The 18190-nt window shown below is 71.5% G+C and carries 17 protein-coding genes; 10 read left to right on the top strand and 7 right to left on the bottom strand.

The annotated features are described in order from the left end of the window. Positions 1 to 300: 300 nt before the first annotated feature. The 5 genes from AC0HI0_RS47525 (at position 301) to AC0HI0_RS47505 (ending at position 5549) form a co-directional block, all read left to right on the top strand. Complete coding sequence (locus AC0HI0_RS47525; protein WP_480930038.1) at positions 301 to 2127, top strand: hypothetical protein; 1827 nt, start codon at positions 301 to 303, stop codon at positions 2125 to 2127. Then, on the top strand, positions 2127 to 3776 hold the full coding sequence (locus AC0HI0_RS47520; RefSeq protein ID WP_480930037.1) for a hypothetical protein: 1650 nt from the start codon (positions 2127 to 2129) through the stop codon (positions 3774 to 3776). The genes AC0HI0_RS47525 and AC0HI0_RS47520 overlap by 1 nt, the downstream gene beginning before the upstream one ends. Before the next feature lie 14 nt (positions 3777 to 3790). After that, the gene (locus AC0HI0_RS47515; protein WP_480930036.1) at positions 3791 to 3982 is read left to right on the top strand and encodes a hypothetical protein; all 192 of its coding nucleotides are present in this window, start codon (positions 3791 to 3793) and stop codon (positions 3980 to 3982) included. 48 nt (positions 3983 to 4030) lie between these two features. Further along, positions 4031 to 4246: a hypothetical protein gene (locus AC0HI0_RS47510; RefSeq protein WP_480930035.1), complete on the top strand. Its 216-nt coding sequence runs from the start codon at positions 4031 to 4033 to the stop codon at positions 4244 to 4246. 61 nt (positions 4247 to 4307) lie between these two features. Next, entirely contained in the window at positions 4308 to 5549 is a 1242-nt protein-coding gene (locus AC0HI0_RS47505; protein ID WP_480930034.1) for a YeeE/YedE family protein, read from the top strand. A gap of 4 nt (positions 5550 to 5553) precedes the next feature. Here the strand turns inward: AC0HI0_RS47505 and AC0HI0_RS47500 are convergent, their stop codons facing one another. Beyond that, positions 5554 to 6345, bottom strand: a complete 792-nt coding sequence (locus tag AC0HI0_RS47500; protein WP_480930033.1) for an ATP-grasp domain-containing protein — start codon at positions 6343 to 6345, stop codon at positions 5554 to 5556. A 305-nt stretch (positions 6346 to 6650) separates the two neighbouring features. On the opposite strand from AC0HI0_RS47500, the gene AC0HI0_RS47495 reads away from it, so the two are divergent. Continuing rightward, the gene (locus AC0HI0_RS47495; protein ID WP_480930032.1) at positions 6651 to 7553 is read left to right on the top strand and encodes an NAD-dependent epimerase/dehydratase family protein; all 903 of its coding nucleotides are present in this window, start codon (positions 6651 to 6653) and stop codon (positions 7551 to 7553) included. A 316-nt stretch (positions 7554 to 7869) separates the two neighbouring features. Here the strand turns inward: AC0HI0_RS47495 and AC0HI0_RS47490 are convergent, their stop codons facing one another. Then, positions 7870 to 8304, bottom strand: coding sequence for a cupin domain-containing protein (locus tag AC0HI0_RS47490; protein WP_480930031.1), 435 nt, complete (start codon positions 8302 to 8304; stop codon positions 7870 to 7872). A 754-nt stretch (positions 8305 to 9058) separates the two neighbouring features. On the opposite strand from AC0HI0_RS47490, the gene AC0HI0_RS47485 reads away from it, so the two are divergent. The 4 genes from AC0HI0_RS47485 (at position 9059) to AC0HI0_RS47470 (ending at position 13600) form a co-directional block, all read left to right on the top strand. Next, on the top strand, positions 9059 to 9988 hold the full coding sequence (locus AC0HI0_RS47485) for a LysR family transcriptional regulator (protein ID WP_480930030.1): 930 nt from the start codon (positions 9059 to 9061) through the stop codon (positions 9986 to 9988). Between the two features lie 850 nt (positions 9989 to 10838). Then, positions 10839 to 11489, top strand: coding sequence for a response regulator transcription factor (locus AC0HI0_RS47480; RefSeq protein ID WP_480930029.1), 651 nt, complete (start codon positions 10839 to 10841; stop codon positions 11487 to 11489). Positions 11490 to 11510: 21 nt separating this feature from the next. Next, complete coding sequence (locus AC0HI0_RS47475) at positions 11511 to 12386, top strand: DMT family transporter (protein ID WP_480930028.1); 876 nt, start codon at positions 11511 to 11513, stop codon at positions 12384 to 12386. Next, the gene (locus AC0HI0_RS47470) at positions 12383 to 13600 is read left to right on the top strand and encodes a cation:proton antiporter (RefSeq protein ID WP_480930027.1); all 1218 of its coding nucleotides are present in this window, start codon (positions 12383 to 12385) and stop codon (positions 13598 to 13600) included. The genes AC0HI0_RS47475 and AC0HI0_RS47470 overlap by 4 nt, the downstream gene beginning before the upstream one ends. Here AC0HI0_RS47470 and AC0HI0_RS47465 read toward each other — a convergent pair. From AC0HI0_RS47465 to AC0HI0_RS47445, 5 genes are read right to left on the bottom strand one after another with little or no spacing between them, the layout of a single operon-like run. Next, entirely contained in the window at positions 13578 to 14039 is a 462-nt protein-coding gene (locus AC0HI0_RS47465) for an aminoacyl-tRNA deacylase (protein ID WP_480930026.1), read from the bottom strand. The two genes, AC0HI0_RS47470 and AC0HI0_RS47465, sit on opposite strands and share 23 nt — an antisense overlap. Further along, positions 14036 to 14506, bottom strand: coding sequence for a MaoC/PaaZ C-terminal domain-containing protein (locus AC0HI0_RS47460; RefSeq protein ID WP_480930025.1), 471 nt, complete (start codon positions 14504 to 14506; stop codon positions 14036 to 14038). Before AC0HI0_RS47460 ends, AC0HI0_RS47465 begins: the two co-directional genes overlap by 4 nt. A 1-nt stretch (position 14507) precedes the next feature. Then, complete coding sequence (locus AC0HI0_RS47455) at positions 14508 to 15452, bottom strand: amidohydrolase family protein (protein WP_480930024.1); 945 nt, start codon at positions 15450 to 15452, stop codon at positions 14508 to 14510. A 9-nt stretch (positions 15453 to 15461) separates the two neighbouring features. After that, positions 15462 to 16829: a TrpB-like pyridoxal phosphate-dependent enzyme gene (locus tag AC0HI0_RS47450; RefSeq protein WP_480930023.1), complete on the bottom strand. Its 1368-nt coding sequence runs from the start codon at positions 16827 to 16829 to the stop codon at positions 15462 to 15464. 13 nt (positions 16830 to 16842) lie between these two features. Continuing rightward, entirely contained in the window at positions 16843 to 18189 is a 1347-nt protein-coding gene (locus AC0HI0_RS47445; protein ID WP_480930022.1) for an NAD(P)/FAD-dependent oxidoreductase, read from the bottom strand. Between the last annotated feature and the right edge of the window lies 1 nt (position 18190).

The raw sequence follows: 18190 nt of genomic DNA, 5'->3' as shown, positions 1-18190 counted from the left end.
ACGGGTTCGCCGACGGTCGGGTCCGGATCGTTCGGATCCATTCGGGAACGTTCGACGGGGCGAACGTCCGATGACCCTGTGTGAGCGACAGATACCTTCTCCGAGCTGCGGAGTTAACTTCCCGTTGCGGTTTTCGCCGCAATAGCGCAGCAACGCCGTGCTCCGTTCAGGGGAATCTGCCCACCGCCTATCGGCGTCTCACCCACTGGTCGCGGTTTGACACCCCACAGGGCCGTCGCCACCATTCCGACCATTCGCCGCGCCCATTTACCAATCTATTCCAGGCAACGAGGGGTGTGCATGTTGTCCAACTCGCCGCGAAGGCGAAAAATCCTGATCAGCGCCGTGGCCGCGGTGCTCGCCGTCGGCGCGGTCACCTACACCGGGGGGTCCACGAGCGCCTACGCGGACGTCCAGACCACCACCGACTCGAAGACCGCGTCGGACGGCAAGCAGTACTGGGTGAAGAACCACCTCGTCCCCGGCGCCGCCGCCGCGTCGGACCAGCGCAAGAAGTGGCTGCTGGTGTGGGCGGGCGACGAGAACATCGCCGACACCCTGGTCAAGGACGTCAAGAACCTGCCCGGCTCGCTGGGCGGCGGGCTCGGCAAGATCGTGAACGCCTTGCCGGGTCCCGATTTCCTGGCGGTCATCGACGCCACCGAGGGTTCGCCGAGCTACGGCAAGGTGGTCAACACGGCCACCGTCGGGCCGCTGGTGGAGAACGAGCCGCACCACATGCAGTACGTGTGGCACAAGGGTGACACGGTCTACGCGGGTGCCCTGTTCGCCGCCGCGACCTACGCATTCGACGTGAGCGCGTTGCCCGAGTTGAAGTTGAAGGGCATCAGCCTGCCGACGAACACGCTCGGCGGTTCGGTGCCGGACGCGTACTGGACCTTGAAGGACGGCACCGCGTACGGCACGTACATGGGCGGCCCGGTGGCGCCCGGTCCGTTCGTGTACGCGAACGGGCAGTCCGTGGTGAGCAACGGTTTCGCGGGCAGTCCGGGCGCGCTGGTCCGGTTCGACCGCACCGGCAAGGTGCTGTCGCAGACGTCGGCGGCGACGCCGCAGGGCGACAACGCCAAGCTGTGCGCGAACCTGCCGCAGCTGTCCGCGCCGACGTGCGCCAACCCGCACGGCATCCAGGCCCGCGAGGATCTCGACACGTTGGTCACCAGCGACTACGCCGAGCCGCGCAACATCATCCTGGACCCGGTGAAGCAGCCGTCGCCGTACCTGCGCCGGCCGACCGTGCGGACGTGGGACATCACCGACCGGGACAACCCGAAGCTGCGGGCGGTGTCCTACCTCCAGGACGGTCCGCGCGCGGACCCGGCGGACCCGCTGCACGCGGAGAGCCGGGCGGTCATGGAGACCACGGTGACCAACCTGCCGGGCCACAAGGGCGCGTTCGCGCAGACCATGCAGGGCGGCGCGGTGCACTACACGCCGGACATCACGGCGGCCGAGCCGCACTGGTACGAGGTGTTCGACGACGGCTCGGCGAACAAGTCGATCTACGCCGGCAACGACAGCAACGGCGGTGGCTCGAACGGCGGGTGGATCCAGACCAGCCCGGACGACAAGTACCTGTACCGCGCGATTTCGGGGCGCGGCAAGGGCGCGCTGGGTCCGAACGACCCGGGCACGACCGGTGGCGTGTACGTGCTGGACATCCAGAAGCTGCTCGCGGCGGGTACGGACGTCAAGTGCCGCATCGACACCCTGGCCGAGGCGCAGAACGGCGGCGCGGAGGCGGACTGCCCGACGGTGGCGGGCGCGGCCCCGATCAACCCCGGCCAGCCGGCGGCGGGCCCGCACTGGGGCGCGTACGACAACTTCGTGCTCGGCTCGGACGGCCGGTACGAGGAAACCACGTCCCCGCAACGGATCGCGGTGTCGAACTACTTCGTCGCCCGGTCCGGTCTCGACGGCGACCACAAGGTGAACGTGCTCAAGCTGGGCAAGGACGGCAAGCTCACCCTGGACAGCGCGTTCAAGGACGAGTTCAGCGGTCAGGTCGGGGTGAACTTCAACCGCAAGGACTGGCCGCACGGCCCGTTCGGCAACGCGAAGCCGCACTCCGAGCTGTTCGTCGTCGCCGACGCCGACGTGAAGTGATGGACCACCCCCACGGCGGTCTCGACGCGGTCGGGGCCTCTCCCTGGGCGGCGGCCCTGCGGCTGGTCCTGTTGCTGGCCACGGCGTACGTCGCCGGGGTCGGTGTGGTCCGGCCGCAGGTATCGGTGCTGCCCAAGCACGCGGTGCGGTCGACGGCGGCCGCAGCGGCGGTGTCGGGCGTGCTCGCGGTGGTGTCGGTGGCGGCGTTGGGCGTCGACGTCGTCGGCGCGACGGCGCACGTCGTGCTGGTCGCGGCGGTGCCGGCCCTGCTGGGCAGGCCGGGGCTCGCCCGGGGCGCGGCGGCGCTCCTGGTGCTGCTGCTGGTGATCGAGACCGCCGCCGGGGGTTCCGGTGTCGACTTCGTGGTCGACACCGTGTACGTGGCCGGGGCGGCCACGTGGTTCGGGCTGGCGGTCGTCGGCGTGCGGGACCGGCGCTGGACGCTGACCTTGGGCGTCGCGCTCGCGATGGCGGGCGCGGTCCGGCTGGTCACGTCCGGCGTGGCGTTCGACCGGCGGGTGCACGAGACCGCGCTCGGCCTCGTGCTGGTCGCCGCCGTCGTGCTGCCGCTGGTGGTCACCGCGCTGGGCGACCGCCGGGCCGGGATCGCCGGCGTGGTGCTGGCGTTCGCGGCGTGGAGCAGCCTCGCGGCGATCCCGCCCCCGACCGGGCTGCCGGTGCCCGGTGTGCCGGTGCTGGTCGAGATCACCCTCGCCGGGCAGCGGGTTCCGGTGCTGGTGACGCCGAACCGGCCGGGCCGCAACCTGGTGCACCTCCCGGCCGGTGCGGGGCCGGTCCGGGTCGGCGCGGACCCGGCGCTGCCCCGGGCCGGTGCGGAGGGCACCTGGGCCGAGGTCGACCTGCCCGCAGGGCGCGGCGAGATCGTGCTCGCGTCGGGCGACGACACGGCACGGGTCGAGGTCGACACCGGTGACCGGCCCGGACCGCTGGTCGACGCCGAGTGCGTGAGCGCCGCACTCGGCGGCCTGGTCGCGGGCCGGCGGGACGTGCTCGCGTCCTGCCCCGCCGATCAACTGTCCACAGAGGACGAAGACGCGCTGCGCAAGCTCGTCGGGTACCTGAAGCAGCGCGGCGCCGAGGGCGTCGTGCTGGCCGTGGACCAGACACCGCGCAGCGTCTCGGCCGCCCGGACCGTGCACGAGGAAGCGGCCCGGAACGGTCTGCGCATCGACACCGAACCCAAGGCGGACAACGCTTTGCTGACCGTCTCGGGATGGGAGGCGGCACACGCCGCGCTCACCTCGGCGGGCGCGCAACAGGCCGAACGCCCGGTCTACGCGCACGGCCTGTACCTCGCGCCGTGGCTGCTGACCACCCCGCTGGTCACCGCCGTGACGACGGTGTCCGTGCCGCTGCGGTTCGACCCGCGCGAACCGCTGCCGGTCGGCTACGCGGTGGCCGTGGGCAACGGTTTCGGCGGCGCGAACCCCACCCCCGCCGGGTTCCGGGCGTGGCTGGGCGACCGCAGCACCCCGGACGCCGTCCGGGTCTTCGCCGCCGCACAGGTGACGGCGATGCCGATGGGACCGGGCGAGGCGCACGCGCCCGGAATGCCGATGAGCGAGGAACTGGCCGGCCAGTGGGTGCCGAAGGCGACCGTGGTCCCGGTCAGCGAACCGCTCGACTGAACCGAGGAGATGACGTGAAACGACTGTCCGCACTGGTTTTCACGGTGGTGGCGCTGAGCCTGACCGCGACCGGCGTGGCGAGCGCCGACGCGCTGCCGATCTGGGCGCTGCCCGGCATCGACGTGGGCAGCCTGCTCGGGCCGACCACGGGCGTGCCCGGCGGGCTCGCGCCGGTGTTCGACCTGCTCAAGCTGATCGGCGGCTAGCCGCACCCGCAACCACCGCCGAACCACCACCACGGAAAGGGAAGCACCATGCAGAAGATCACCCGCGCGCTGGTCGCGGCCACGATGGCCGGACTCGTGCTCACCGGGGCGGCGAGCCCCGCGCTGGCGAACCCGGCCGTCGTCGACGAGCCGGACACCAGCGGCCTGAACAACATCTGGACGTTCACCCCGGTGCTCGGCATCCCCGTGCTGGGCGTCGTGCAGTCCGTGGTGAAGGCCCCCAACGGGATCATCCCGAACTGAACCGGGTGGCCGGGTCGCCACTTCGCCGGCGGCCCGGCTCCCCCCTGCCCAAGGAGCAGCCGTGAACAGGTTCCTCTCCTCCCCCACCTCGTGCGCCGCGCCGACACCGCGACCCGAGGAGCCGGTGCGGGTCGTGCCGCTGGCCGTCGCCGGCGTGCTCGCGGTCGGCTTGACCTGGTACGTGTGGTCGGCGCACGGCGGGAAGTCCGGCGCGCTGCTGGCGCTGGGCCTCGGGCTGGGCGCGGCGCTGTTCCACTCCCGCTTCGGTTTCACCTCCGCCTGGCGGCAGCTCGTCGCGGTCGGCAACGGGCAGGGCGTGCTGGCGCACAGCCTCCTGCTGGGCACCGCCGCGACGCTGGTCGCGCTGATCGTGTCCACGAACTCGGGGCTGTTCGGCTCGGTGCCCAAGGCGACCGCCGGTCCGCTCGGCCTGGCGCTGCTGGTCGGCGCGGTGCTGTTCGCGGTCGGGATGCAGCTGGGCGGCGCGTGCGCGTCCGGCACGCTGTTCGCGGTCGGCTCCGGGCAGTCCACGATTTTGTTGACGCTGGGCGGTTTCATCGCCGGGTCGGTGCTCTACACGTGGGCGTTCCCGTTGTTCGACGGGTGGCCCGCGGTGCCCGGCGTGCTGCTGGCCGACCACGTCGGCTGGTTCGGCTCATGGCTGGTGACGATCGCCGCGCTGGCCGGGATCGTGGCGCTGACCCGGGTCGTGCAGGCCCGCCGCAACCCGCCACCGGCCGACGTGGTGCCGACCGCGCAAGGCGTCGCACGGGTGTGGCGCGGCACGTGGCCGCTGCTGGTCGGCGCGGTCGTGCTCGGGGTGCTGGCGGGCGGGGTCTTCCTGGTGTCCGGCGGCACTTGGGGCGTCACGTTCGCGTTCGCCCTGTGGGGCGCGAAGTTGTTGCAGCTGGTCGGCTTCCACCCGGAGACCTGGGAGTTCTGGCAGGCCCAGGCCAACGCGAAGGCGCTCGGCGCGCCGATCTGGGCGGACCGGACCAGCCTGACCAACATCGGCATCATGATCGGCGCGGCGGTCGCGGCGTCGGCGGCGGGCGCGTGGAAGATCCACAGCGAGATCCCGTGGCGCACAGCCCTGGCCGCCGTGCTCGGCGGGGTGCTGATGGGGGTCGGCGCGCGGCTCGCGGGCGGCTGCAACATCGGCGCGTACCTGGGCGGGATCTCGGTCGGCAGCCTGCACGGCTGGCTGTGGGGCGTGTTCGCGCTCGGCGGCACGTGGCTGGGCCTCAAGGCGCGCCCGCTGTTCGGGCTGGCGAACCCGCAGCCGAGCGACAGCGTGTGCTGACCGGCTACGCCAGGCACGCCCGCACGGCGACCCGGTAGATGTCGGCGGCCAGCGCCCGGTGCCGTTCGCCGGCCCGGCTGAAGTGCTCCAGGATCACCCCGCTGTTGACCTCCAGCACCTTCGGCCGGCCGGCGACCACGGCCACGTCGACGCTCGCGAACCGCAGACCCAGCGCCCGCATGGCCGCCGGCGCCAACGGCGTCAGCGCGGCGACCGCCGCCGGGTCGACGTCCAACTCCGGGCGGGCACCGAAGTGCAGGTTGTGCCGCCACTCCCCCGGCGCGGTCGCCTTGCGGTACACCAGCAGCATCTCCCCGTCGAGCACGACCACCCGGAACTCGTCCTCGATCTCCAGGTACGGCGACACCGCGATCGCGCGGTACCTGCCCTCCAGGTAGGCCAGCGCCGCGCGGGCCTCGGTCTCGTCCACCACCCGCAGCACGTCCACGCCGCTGCTCTCCCGGTGCGGCTTGAGCACGGCGGGCAGCCCGACCAGCTCACGGGTCAGCGCGACCGGGTCGGGCAGGTCCCGGAACCGCAGCAGGTGGTGCGGCACGGACGGCACGCCGGCGTCGTCGAGCAGCGCGCAGGTCGCCACCTTGTCCGTCGCGATCTGCGCCGCCGCCGCGTCGTTGAGCGGGAACACCTGGCCGATCACCATAACCCGCCGGTCGGCGGTGACCAGCTCGGCCAGCCAGTGGTCGCAGTGCCAGCGCACCTCGGCCCCGGCGGCCGCGCCGGCCTGCTCGATCTGGGCGACGAAGTGCCGCCGCCCCATGTCCTGAAAACGCGCCACGCCGCACAGCCAAGCACGGCCCCGTCGACCGCGCCGGGAGGCCCCCGGGTTCCGTCGTGCCGGGGGTTGGCGGGGCGTGGGGCTTGGGCTGCGCCATTTCCGGCTGGGCGGTGGCAGAGGTAGGCGGCACCACGCGCCGCAGCGGCGGATCGAGCGGTTGCCGGGCGGACTCGTGCGCGAACCGGGCCGCACCCGGAGCGCCCGCGCGCGTGTCGCCTTGGCGTCCATGGGGTCTGGTGGAGGGGAACCAGGCGCAGTGGACCGGGTGGGTTACAAAGTGCCGTGAACGGGGCATGATCACCGCCATGCGAATCCTCGTGGTGGGTGCGAGCGGCCTGGTCGGGCAACACGTGGTGGGCGAACTCCGCCGGTGTGGGCACGAGGCCACGACCGTCGCCCGCACCCGCCGTGAGGGCGTCGACCACGTGCTGGACATGACCACGGCCGGCGTCGAGGAGTTGCGCCCGTTGCTCGCCGGGCATGACGGGGTGGTGTTCGCGGCGGGCGTGGACGACCGGCAGACCCCGCGCCGACCCGCGTACCCGACGTTCCACCGGGGAAACGTGGCCCCGGTGGAGAAGCTGTTCACCGCCGCGCGCGAAGAAGGGCTGAGCCGGGGCGTGGTGCTCGGCTCGTACTACACGCACTTCCACCGCGAGCACCCCGAGTGGCGGCTCCCGGAGCTGCACCCGTACCTGCGCAGCAGGGTGGAGCAGGCGCGGACCGCGCGCGCCGCCGCCGGGTTCCCGGTGGCCGTGCTGGAACTGCCGTTCGTGTTCGGCCGCGCCGGTGACCGCCTGCCCAACTGGGCCGGCCCGCTGGGCCGGTGGGCGAGGTCGGGGTGGCCGATGTTCGCGCCGCCCGGTGGCAGCGCCGCGACCTCCGCCGCCCGCGTGGCCGAGGCGGCGGTGACGGCGCTGGTCGACGCGTCCGGTGCGGACATCCCGGTGGCCGACGAGAACATGACGTGGCACGGGATGTTCTCGCGGATCGCCGCCACCGCCGGCCGACCACGCCGGGTCCGCCGCCTGCACCCGGCGGTGCTGCGGGGCGCGCTGCGGGCGACGAGCGCCGTGCACCGGTTGTCCGGCAAGGAGTCCGGTTTGGACATCGCGCACGTGGACCGGTTGCTGCTGAGCGAATTGTTCGTCGGTGTCGGGCGGCCCGGTATACTCGACCCCGCGATCCGGGAGACATTCAGCCGCTGACCGGCCAACGCCGACTCTCGCACGTTCCAACCACACCTCAACCCGCGCCCTCTCAACCCGCGCCCCTTCGACCTCCGCCCTCTCGACCTCCATCCTCTATCCGCCGCACCCACCCCACACGCCCGACATCCGGGCCCGCACACCCGCATCCGCCCCACACGCCGAGATCCGCACCCCGCCCCACATCGGCACACACTCCCCAATCAGGGGACGCACACGTCGCACAATGGTGTATTCGGACCAAAAAACGTACGGAAACACTGTTCCCGATACTCGGTGAAGCATGAGGTCACCCCGACCACCCAGCCACTCTGGCTCAACCCGTGAAATGCACGTCGTACCGCTCCTGCCACGGCAACAGGCTCTCGAACACGTCAGTGCCCGCCGCGATCCGCCCCAAGTGCCGGAAGTACCCGAACCGCTCCGCCCCCGGCGTCATCACGACCAGCACGTCGGCGGCACTCCCGCTCGCAGCCCCGAACGCGTGCGGCGTGTGCGGCGGAACCACCAGCAACCCACCCGCGGCCACCGACGTCCGCCGCTGGTCGACCACGAACTCCAGCACGCCGCCCAGGACGTAGAACGCCTCCGTCGCCAGCGCGTGGAAGTGCTCCCTCGCCCCGACCGCGCCGACGTCCAGCGTCAGCCGGTTGACGCTCACCGCACCGCCGGTGTCCGGCCCGTCGGCAAGCAACTCGAACCTGCTCCCGCCGGCCAACCGGACCACCTCGGCACCCTCGTTGTGGAACACCGTGCTCCCCTTTCTACGACGTGACCCGAACCAGCGCGCGGCCTTGAGCTGAGCCGCGCGCCTGAGCCGAACCGCGCGCCGAGCGCGCGCGATCCGGCACATCTGTGGACCCGAACCCATCCGTGGACCAAGCGCGGTCCGCGAACCTGACCCAGTCGTGCTCGGACGTGCTCCGATCCGCCGTCGTCCGCCTCCGATCCCGGCCCGTCGGCGAACCCGGCCATCCGTGAAAACGCCCGGTCCGCGAACCTCCGCCATTCGCGAATTTCGGCCATCCGCAAACCTCCGCCATCCGTGAACCGGGCCGGGTCCGTGTGCCCCGTTCGTGCGCCTCGTTCGTGTGCCCTGTTGGCGGGCCTCGTTGGCGAGCCCCGTTGGCAGGCCCCGGCCTACCTGTGGTCCCGGCTCGGTCCGTGCCATCGGATCGGTCCGTAACTCGACCGATCCGTGACTCGGCTGGCCGCTGGGCTCGACCGATCTGGGGTTCGACCGATCCGTGGACTTGATCGATCTGCGGACTTAACTGATCCGGAGGCTCGGCCGAGCGGTGGGCAGGCTTGGCGACGCGCGGGCGTGGCGACGGGCGGGGCGGAGTTGGCAGGCGGGGTGGGCGGGGCAATGGGCGAGGGGGTGATGGGTGGGCGAGGCGGACGGGGTGGTGGGCGGACGGGGTGGTGGGCTCGATCGGTCGGTGGGTCTGACTGGTTCTTGATCTCGGCTGATCCGTGAGTTGAGTCAAGCGCGGGAACATCGGGTGAACCAGGGGCAGTTGCAGATAGCAGCTATCACCGGATGTGATGAATCGGGGGACCCGGTGGAACTGCGGCAGCTGCGGTACTTCGTGACGGTCGCCGAGGAGCGGGGGTTCGCGAAGGCGGCCGATCGGCTCGGGATCGTGCAGAGCGCGGTGAGTCAGCAAGTCCAACGGCTGGAGCGCGGGTTGGGGGTGTCGCTGTTCACCCGGACCACGCGCATCACGCGGCTCACGCCCGCCGGCGAGCGGCTGCTGCCCGAGGCGCGCGCCGTCCTGGCGGCGGCCGACCGGACTCGGCGGGTGGCGGCCGACATCGTCGCCGGGACGACCGGGGTGCTGCGGCTGGGCACGCTCAACGACCCGCGTGTCTACGACCTGTTGGCCACGCTTTCCGCACCGGGGGTCGACGTCCGGGTCACCCAGGTCGCGCCGGGCGAGCGCTTGGCGGCCGTCCGCTCCGGACAGTTGGACGCGGCGATCGTCCGCGCTGCCACCCCGACCAGGGATCTGGTCACGCTCCCGCTGTGGACGGATCCGCTGTACGTCGCGTTGCCCGCCGACTACCCGCCGGCGACCGGAGATCAACACCGAGTGCCCGCCGACGAACTGCCCGTGGTGGAGCCGGCGTGTTTGACCGGGTTGCCGTTGCGGCTGGCTCCGGCGGATCGCAATCCGCCGTTTCACCGGTTGATCACCACGGCGCTGCCCGCCGACCAGGTGCTCGGGCCGCCATTCACGTCGCTGCAACGGACCTTGACCGAACTGGGGCGCTCGACACCTTCGTGGACGGTGTTCTACCGGGTCTCGGCACTCCCCGACGCACCGAACGTCGTCTACCGGCGGTTGTCCCATCCGACGCTCACGACGTCGTTGGTCGTATTTCGTCGTTCATGGAACAACAACCCGCTGCTGCACGCGTTCGGTGGATGAAACCGGCGGCACTCCGAAGTCGCGAGGAGGCCGGCCGGCGGCCGAACCAGGCGTGAATCGGTCGCACTTTTCCAGGATATTGTGGTGATTCATGTCCGGCCCGCGCACTGCTGTCGCGGTGCGTCGCCGGCATCACTCCGACGGCCGATCAACGACCACAATCGGGCTATTCCACTCGACCTCGACGTAACCGCAAAATTGCGGATCACGCACACCAGTCCCGGTCACGCGGACGGTGGTAGGCACGGGACCGTCGGGAGCACCGGAAAACATGGGACCTTCGCCCCTTCGGCACAGCGCGCTCGGCGTACGGTGGAGCGGGGCGGTGACGGCCGCCCCGGCGACGGCCCAGGTCGGGCGTTCGTCGGGACGGCGGCGGCCGGTTCCGCCGGCCGGTTCGCCGGAGTGCCCGGAAACACTTTGCGTCGCGGTCCGGCGGCCTATTCACGTCGACCGTTCGGCTCAATCTCACCGGGCAGGTTGTGTTGATCGTGCGAAACGTGAACTATTGATCGGGCATGGGGGATTCGGTCCATGGTGGACAATCACTGGGGCACTGGGGGAGGCATGGTCGACGGAAGTAAGCCCGCCGCATTACCCGTCGCACGTCGGACGCGTCCGACGACGCCGGGACGTGGGTCGCCACGGCCGTGGACGGCGCGGGAGAACGATTATCGCTGAACGGCAACCGAACATCGAACCATCGTGCACCGGACAACCGCGCGGCACCGGGGGCTGAGCGCGGCCGGCGGCCGAAGCCGTTCGGACGGCGGTCGAACGCATTCTCCCGCCGCTCGCCCGATCCGCCGACGGCCGCGCCGCACGCACACCAGGCTTGGGGGCCGGTTCTGTGAAGAACGCACTCATCGGCAAACTCACGCGGATCATCCTGGCGGAGCGGAGAACGCTTTTCCGGATCGGGATGCGCAAAATCCTGGACGAGGCTTCCGGCATCGAGGTCACGCACCAGGTGGACACGTTCGAAAGCCTCGCCCGGCACACCCGGGAACTGCCCGACGTCGTGGTGATCGGATGTCTGGCCGACGTACCCCGCGCGCCGCTGGCGGCGCGCAAGTTCCTCGACCGCCGGCCGTCGGCGAGCGTCCTCGTGGTGGACGACAACGCCGTCCTGCCGGACACGCCTCGGGTGGGCGTGCTGCCGCTGACGTCCGGGCCGGACGAATTCCTCAGCGCCATCCGGATGCTGGCGGCGGGTTACGCGTTCTACGCCGGGCCCGCGCCGCGCGCCGCCGAGCGGGGCGACCCGCCGCTGGAGCGGATCACCCGCCGGGAGACCGACGTGCTGCGCCTGCTGGTCGGCGGTCGGACGAACTCGGAGATGGCGCGGCACCTGTCGCTGACCGAGAGCACCGTCAAGTTCCACGTGCAGAACCTGCTGCGCAAACTCCGGCTGCCCAACCGCGCGAGCGCGGTCGCCTACGCCTACGAAACCGGGCTGATCAACGTGGGTGAACTGTCCGAAACCGCACGGAGGCCGTGAACCTTGCTCAACCTGACCAACGTGCAACGTGGTGCGTTAGGCGCCGCGACCGCCATGTTCTTGGTGGGGACGCTGACCGGCGTGTCCCCCGCGCTGCACAACTACCCCGTGTACGGCGGGCAGGCCGTGCGCTACCTGTTCGGTGCGCTGCTGCTGCTCGCCGTGGCGCAGGCGTCCGGTAAGGGCTTGATCCGGCTGACGCGGCGCGAGGTCGGCTACCTCTCGGCGCTCGCGCTGACCGGGCTGACCGCGTTCAACGTGCTGATCGTGGAGAGCACGCGGTTCGCCGACCCGGCGACGGTGGGCACGGTGGTGGCCGCCGTGCCGATCGTGCTGGCGCTGCTCGGCCCGGCCATGGAACGCCGCAAGCCCGCGCCCCGGGTGCTGCTGGCCTCCGTGGTGGTGGTCGTCGGGGTTGCGGTGACCAGCGGGTTCGGCGGCGGGTCGCCGCTCGGGCTGCTGCTCGCGTTCGGCGCGCTGGCCTGCGAGGCCGGGTTCTCGCTGCTGGCGCTGCCGGTGCTGGGCCGGCTCGGCGCGATCCGGGTGTCGGCGTACTCGGCGGCGCTGGCCGTGCCGCAACTGGTCGTGGTGGGGCTGGTCGTGGACGGGCCGGAGCTGGTGCGCGTGCCGACCGCGACCGAGGCGCTCGCGCTGGGCTACCTGGCCGTGGTGATCACGGTGTTCGCGTTCCTCTGCTGGTACACGTCGCTGCCCCGGCTCGGTGCGGACAAGGCGGGGCTGTTCTCCGGTTTCCTGCCGGTCGGCGCGGTGGTGTCCACGGTGGTGCTGGGCACCGGCCAGCCCCGGTTGGCCGACCTGGTGGGCGCGTGCCTGGTGCTGGTGGGGTTGGCGATCGGGCTGCGGCCCGCGCGCAGCCGGGAACCGGTGCCGGTGTGACCTCGCACCAGGTGGTCGGCCTGCTGGTGGCGCTGGCCGTGATCGTCGCGCTGGCGAAGGTGATGGGCTGGCTGGCGACGCGGCTCGCGCAGCCCGCGGTGGTGGGCGAGATCCTGGCCGGGGTGCTGGTCGGGCCGACGCTGTTCGGCGGGGTGGTCGCGGACCTGGTGTTCCCGGCCGACATCCGGCCGATGCTCAGCTCGCTGGCCAACATCGGGCTGGTGCTGTTCATGTTCCTGGTGGGCCTGGAGTTCAACCGGGACCTGCTGCGCGACCGGCTCGGGGCGATCACCGTGCTGTCGCTGGGTTCCATGCTGACGCCGTTCGTGCTGGGCGTGCTGCTGGCCACGGTGCTGCGGCCCGACGACGACCGCGTGGCGTTCGTGCTCTACCTGGGCACGGCGATGGCGGTGACCGCGTTCCCGGTGCTGGCGCGGATGATCGGCGACTGGCGGATGAGCGGGTCGAAGGTCGGGGTGCTCGCGCTGGGCAGCGCCGCGCTGGGCGACCTGCTGGCGTGGTCGTTGCTGGCGGTGGCGATCGCGACGCTCGGCGCGGGCACGTCCGACCAGTGGCGGCTGCTGCTGGTGCTGCCGCTGGTCCTGGTGAGCTTCCTGGTGGTCCGGCCGCTGCTGGCGCGGATCGCGGACTCTCGGCGGGACATGTTCGCGGTGGTGCTGATCGGGTTGCTGGGGTGGAGCGCGCTGACCGAGTGGATGGGGCTGCACTTCATCTTCGGCGCGTTCCTGTTCGGCTTGGTCATGCCGCACGGGACGGATCTGCGGGCGGGCGTGACGTTGCGCATCGAGCAGGTCGGCAAGGTGCTGCTGCTGCCGGTCTACTTCGTGGTGGCCGGGCTCAACGTCGACCTGTCGCGCACCACGTGGTCCGGGTTCGCCGACTTCGGGCTGATCCTGCTGGTCGCGGTCGGCGGCAAGTTCGTCGGCGCGGTGGCGGCGGCCCGGCTGTGCCGGCTGGACTGGCGGGAGTCGGCGACGCTGGGCACGCTGCTCAACACCCGAGGTCTGACCGAGCTGGTGATCCTGAGCATCGGCCTGCAACTGGGCCTGCTGGACCGGGACCTGTACTCGCAGCTGGTGCTGATGGCGGTGCTCACCACGATGATGACCGGGCCGCTGGTGAAGCTGCTGCACCGGGACCGGCGGGCGGTGCCCGCCCCGGTGCCGGAGGTCAGCTCGCCACGTCCGCGATGACCGGCTTGACCAGTTCGACCAGGCTGGCCGAGTCGACCTCGATGGTCTCGTCGTCGCGGCCGCTGCCGCAGTACACCTTGCCCATGTCCGGCACCGAGGTGTGGAACACGACGGTGCGCTCGGCGACCTCGGTCAGCGGGCTGATGCCGCCGGGCGCCATGCCCAGTTCGGCCAGGTCGGCCTCGCCGGCGCGGCGCAGCTTGGACCGCGAGACGCCCGCCGCCTTGGCGATCTTGCCGTAGCCGGCGGGCATCAGCATCGGCAGGGACACCAGGACGAACCGGTCCTCGGTGCGGAAGGCCAGCGTCTTGAGCAGCCGCTCGGCGGGCAGGCTCAATTCGCGCTCGATGTCCTCGTACGTCCGGATGGGCGCGTGCGTGAAAGACGAAAAAGACACGCCCGCGGCTTCCAGTATTTGCGCGGGAGTAGGTCCGCTCATGCGCCGAGCATATCGGGGTGGACGTCGTCCCGACCGGCGGGGTCGTATTCGCGTTTCCGCATCAATCCGTGGAACACGAACCGCATCACCGGCCGCCCGGATTCGTCGGCCAACTCGCCGCGCTGGCGCACGATCCCGCAGTCCGCGCGGGACAGCGACGGGGTCGCGCCCAGCACGGTGGCCCGGCCGACCAGCAGGTCACCGGGCCGGACCGGGCGCAGCCAGCGCAGCTCGTCGACGCCCGGCGACACCTCGGCGGCCGATCCGCTGATCACCGAATCGACGTAGAGCCGCATGAACACGGCGGCCACGTGCCACCCGCTGGCGATCATCGGTTCGGCCGCCCGGCCCAGGTGCACCGGTTGCGGGTCGTACTGCCGGGCGAATGACCGGATCTCCGTCGCGGAAATCCGGTGGGCACCCAATTCGTGCACGTCGCCGACCTGGAAATCCTCGAAATAGCGCACGCTACCTCCTCGCGGCGGCGCGCAGCCGGGGGAACAGCGCCGCGCCCGCACCGCCGATCTCCGGCCGGTGCGCGGCCACCTCGCGGCGGGTCTGCCCGACCACGGCGTCGCCCATGAACGGGAAGTCGGTGCCGAACAGCACGTGCCCCGGCGCGGCCACCGCGTCCACGCACGCCAGCGCGGCGCGCGCGGAGGACTGCGCGGTCTCGTAGTAGAGCCGGTTCAGCTCCTCGCCCACCGAGCCGTCCTGGCCGGGCAGCACCCAGGTGCGGGCCAGTTCCAGCCGGCCCACCAGGAACGGGATGGTGCCGCCGCCGTGCGCGAGGACGAACCGGATCCGGGGGAAGCGCCGCAGCGCGCCCCGGAACAGCAGGTTGGCCACCGCGCGGGTGGTGTCCATGACGAAGTCGACCAGCGGCGGCGGCACGGCGGCGGCGAAGTCCGGCGCGCCCGTGCAGGAGCACCGGTAGCCGGGGTTCGGGTGCACGAACACGACCGCGTCGCGCCGGTCGAGTTCGGCGAGCAGCGGGTCCAGGCCGGGATCGCCGAGGATCGCGCCGTCGGCCAGGGAGGCGGGCAGCACGACCCCGTCCGCGCCGAGCACGTCGTAGGCGTGCCCGATCTCGGCCAGCGCCGCGTCGAGGTCGGGCAGCGGCAGGGTGGCCAGCAGGCCGAGCCGCTCCGGGTGCTCGCGCACCAGTTCGGCGGTCCACTCGTTGGTCTGGCGCACCAGGTGCGCGGCGTCCGGGAGCACCAGCGCGGCGTCGGGCACGAGCACCGACAGCACGACGGCGGCCAGGTCGTGCGCGGCCATCACCCGGAACGTGTCGGCGGGGTCCCAGCGGGGCACCGGCACGCCCGGCGCCATGTGGGTCACGCCGCGGGCGGCCAGCGCGTCGGCCAGCCGCCCGTGGTACGCGTGGTGGTGCACGTCGATCCAGTCCACTGCGGACACCTAGACCGCCTGGGCCGGGATCGCCGGCAGGTCCGCCAGGGCCGCGTCGATCTGCTCCTGCGGCAGGTCGTAGTCCTCCAACCGGCCCGCCAGGAACGAGTCGAACGCGCCCATGTCGAAGTGGCCGTGGCCGGAGAACCCGAACAGGATCGTGCGGGCCTGCCCGGCTTCCTTGGCGGCCAGCGCCTCGGCGACCGCGCCGCGCAGCGCGTGCGAGGACTCGGGGGCCATCACGAAGCCCTCGGAGCGGGCGAACCGGACCGCCTCGGTGAAGACCTCGTTCTGGTTGTAGGCGCGGGCTTCCACGTAGCCCTGGTCGTGCAGCAGGCACAGGGTTGGCGCGTCGCCGTGGAAGCGCAGGCCGCCCGCGTGGATGGGCGGCGGGATGAAGCCGTGGCCCATGGTCTTCATGTGCAGCAGCGGCCCCAGGCCCGCGGTGTCCGGGTAGTCGTAGGCGTAGCGGCCCCTGGTCAAGGTCGGGCACGCGGCGGGTTCGGCGGCGATGAACCGGGTCCCGGTGCGCGTCCCGTCGAGCGTGTCGGCCAGGAACGGGAAGGTCAGGCCGGAGTAGTTCGAGCCGCCGCCGACGCAGCCGACCACGACGTCCGGGTAGTCGCCCGCGATCTCCAGCTGGCGCTTGGCCTCCAGGCCGATCACGGTCTGGTGCAGCACCACGTGGTTCATCGCCGAGCCGAGCGCGAACTTGGTGTCGTCGTGGGCCAGCGCGTCCTCCACGGCCTCGCTGATCGCGATGCCGAGGCTGCCCGGCGAGTCCGGGTGGTCGGCGAGGATCTTGCGGCCGGCCTGGGTGCGCGTGCTGGGCGAGGCGAACACCTCGCCGCCCCAGGTCTCCATCAGCGAGCGCCGGTGCGGTTTCTGCTCGAACGACGCCTTCACCATGTACACGGTGACCTCGACGCCGAACAGGCTGCCCGCGAAGGACAGCGCCGAGCCCCACTGGCCCGCGCCGGTCTCCGTGGTGACCCGCTTGACGCCTTGCCGGGCGTTGTAGAACACCTGCGGGATGGCGGTGTTGGGCTTGTGCGACCCGGCGGGCGAGACCGCCTCGTACTTGAAGTAGATCTTGGCGGGGGTGTCCAGCGCCTTCTCCAGCCGGTCCGCCCGGTACAGCGGGGAGGGCCGCCAGATCTTGAGGACGTCGCGGACCTCCTCGGGGATGTCGATCCAGCGCTGCGGGCTGAACTCCTGCGCGATGACCTCGTCGGGCAGCAGCGGCTGGAGGTCGGCCGCGGTGATCGGCTCGCGGGTCACCGGGTGCAGCGGCGGCAGCAGCGGCTTGGGCAGGTCGGGCAGGATGTTGTACCACTGGGTGGGCAGCTCGTCCTCGGACAGCAAGTACTTCTTCACGTCACTCGTCTCCTCAGAACATCGGTGCCGCGCTCGGCGCGCGCAGCGTGCCCAGGTGCGGGTGCCACAGGTGGTCCGGGTTCTCCTCGACCTCGCGGGTGATGTCGCGCATCCGGGTCAGCGCGGCCGGTTCGCCGTCGCCGTCCCACACGTCGCCCTGGAGCATCCGCAGCACGTCCAGCCGGTAGCGCGGGTCCGCGACGAAGGCGGTGAACAGGATGTTGAGGCGGTAGTAGATCGAGATGAACTCGTACCAGTTGCTCACCGCGCGGCGCAGCTTGGTCTCGTAGCGGTCGAAGGAGGACTTGCCGAAGTCCCCGCGCTCGGCGGCTTCGAGGATGTCGTAGGAGGCGATGCGCGCGCTGTTCATGGCGACGCTGACACCGCTGGAGAAGATCGGGTCCACGAACCGGGCCGCGTCGCCGACCATCAGCCAGCCGTCGCCGCAGACCTGCCGCATGGCGTAGCTGTAGTCGCCCTCGGGCTTGAACGGGCGGACCCGCTCGGCCTTGCGCAGCGCCTCGGCCAGTTCCGGCCGGCTCTCCATGGCCTCCTCGAAGAACGCGCCCCACTGCTGCTTGGCGGCGGTGAAGTGCTTCTTCTGGGTCACCACGCCGACGCTGGTGATGGTGTCGGTGATGGGGATCTGCCAGACCCACGTGTCGGTGATCGGCAGGAAGTGGATGAAGATGAAGTCGGCCTGCTTCTTGTCCACCGCGAGCGCGGAGCGGTCCAGCCCGTCGAACCAGGTGTGGATGGCGTACTGGTTGAACACCGGGTCGGGCACCTTGAGCTTGAGCTGGCGGCCGAGCAGGGTGCTGCGCCCGCTGGCGTCGACCACCAGCCGCACCCGCACGCCGATCTCGCGCCGGCCCAGGGTGAACACGATCTTCTTGACGTCCTCCTCCAGCTCGACCCGCTGGACGCGCACGCCCTCGTAGACCTTCGCGCCCAGGGACTCGCTGTGCTGCAGCAGCAGCAGGTCGAACTGGCCGCGGTCGACGTGGTATGTGTAGTCCTGGTCGACGTTGCGCTGGTCGCGCTCGCGGAACTCGACCTCGGCGGCCTTGAACCCGTGCGAGAGCTTGAACCCCAGGTTCGAGATGTCGTTGCTGGTGGCGGAGGTCCAGGCCGCGCCGTACTTGCGCGGGAACCCGCCTTCGTCCACTTTGGCCAGTGCGCCGATGTCGGCCAGCACCGGGGTGGTCGCCGGGATCAGCGACTCCCCCACGTGCGGCCGGGGGAACAGCTCGCCCTCCAGCAGCACGACGGACATGCCCGCCTTGGCCAGGTAGGAGGCGATGGTGGAACCGGCGGGGCCGCCGCCGATGATGCCGATGTCGAAGTCAACGTCTGACACA

The sequence above is a fragment of the Saccharothrix sp. NBAS 001 genome (genome assembly GCF_056640475.1).
The sequence above is the reverse complement of the archived record's forward strand: the minus strand, read 5'-3'. Positions and strand labels throughout refer to the sequence as shown.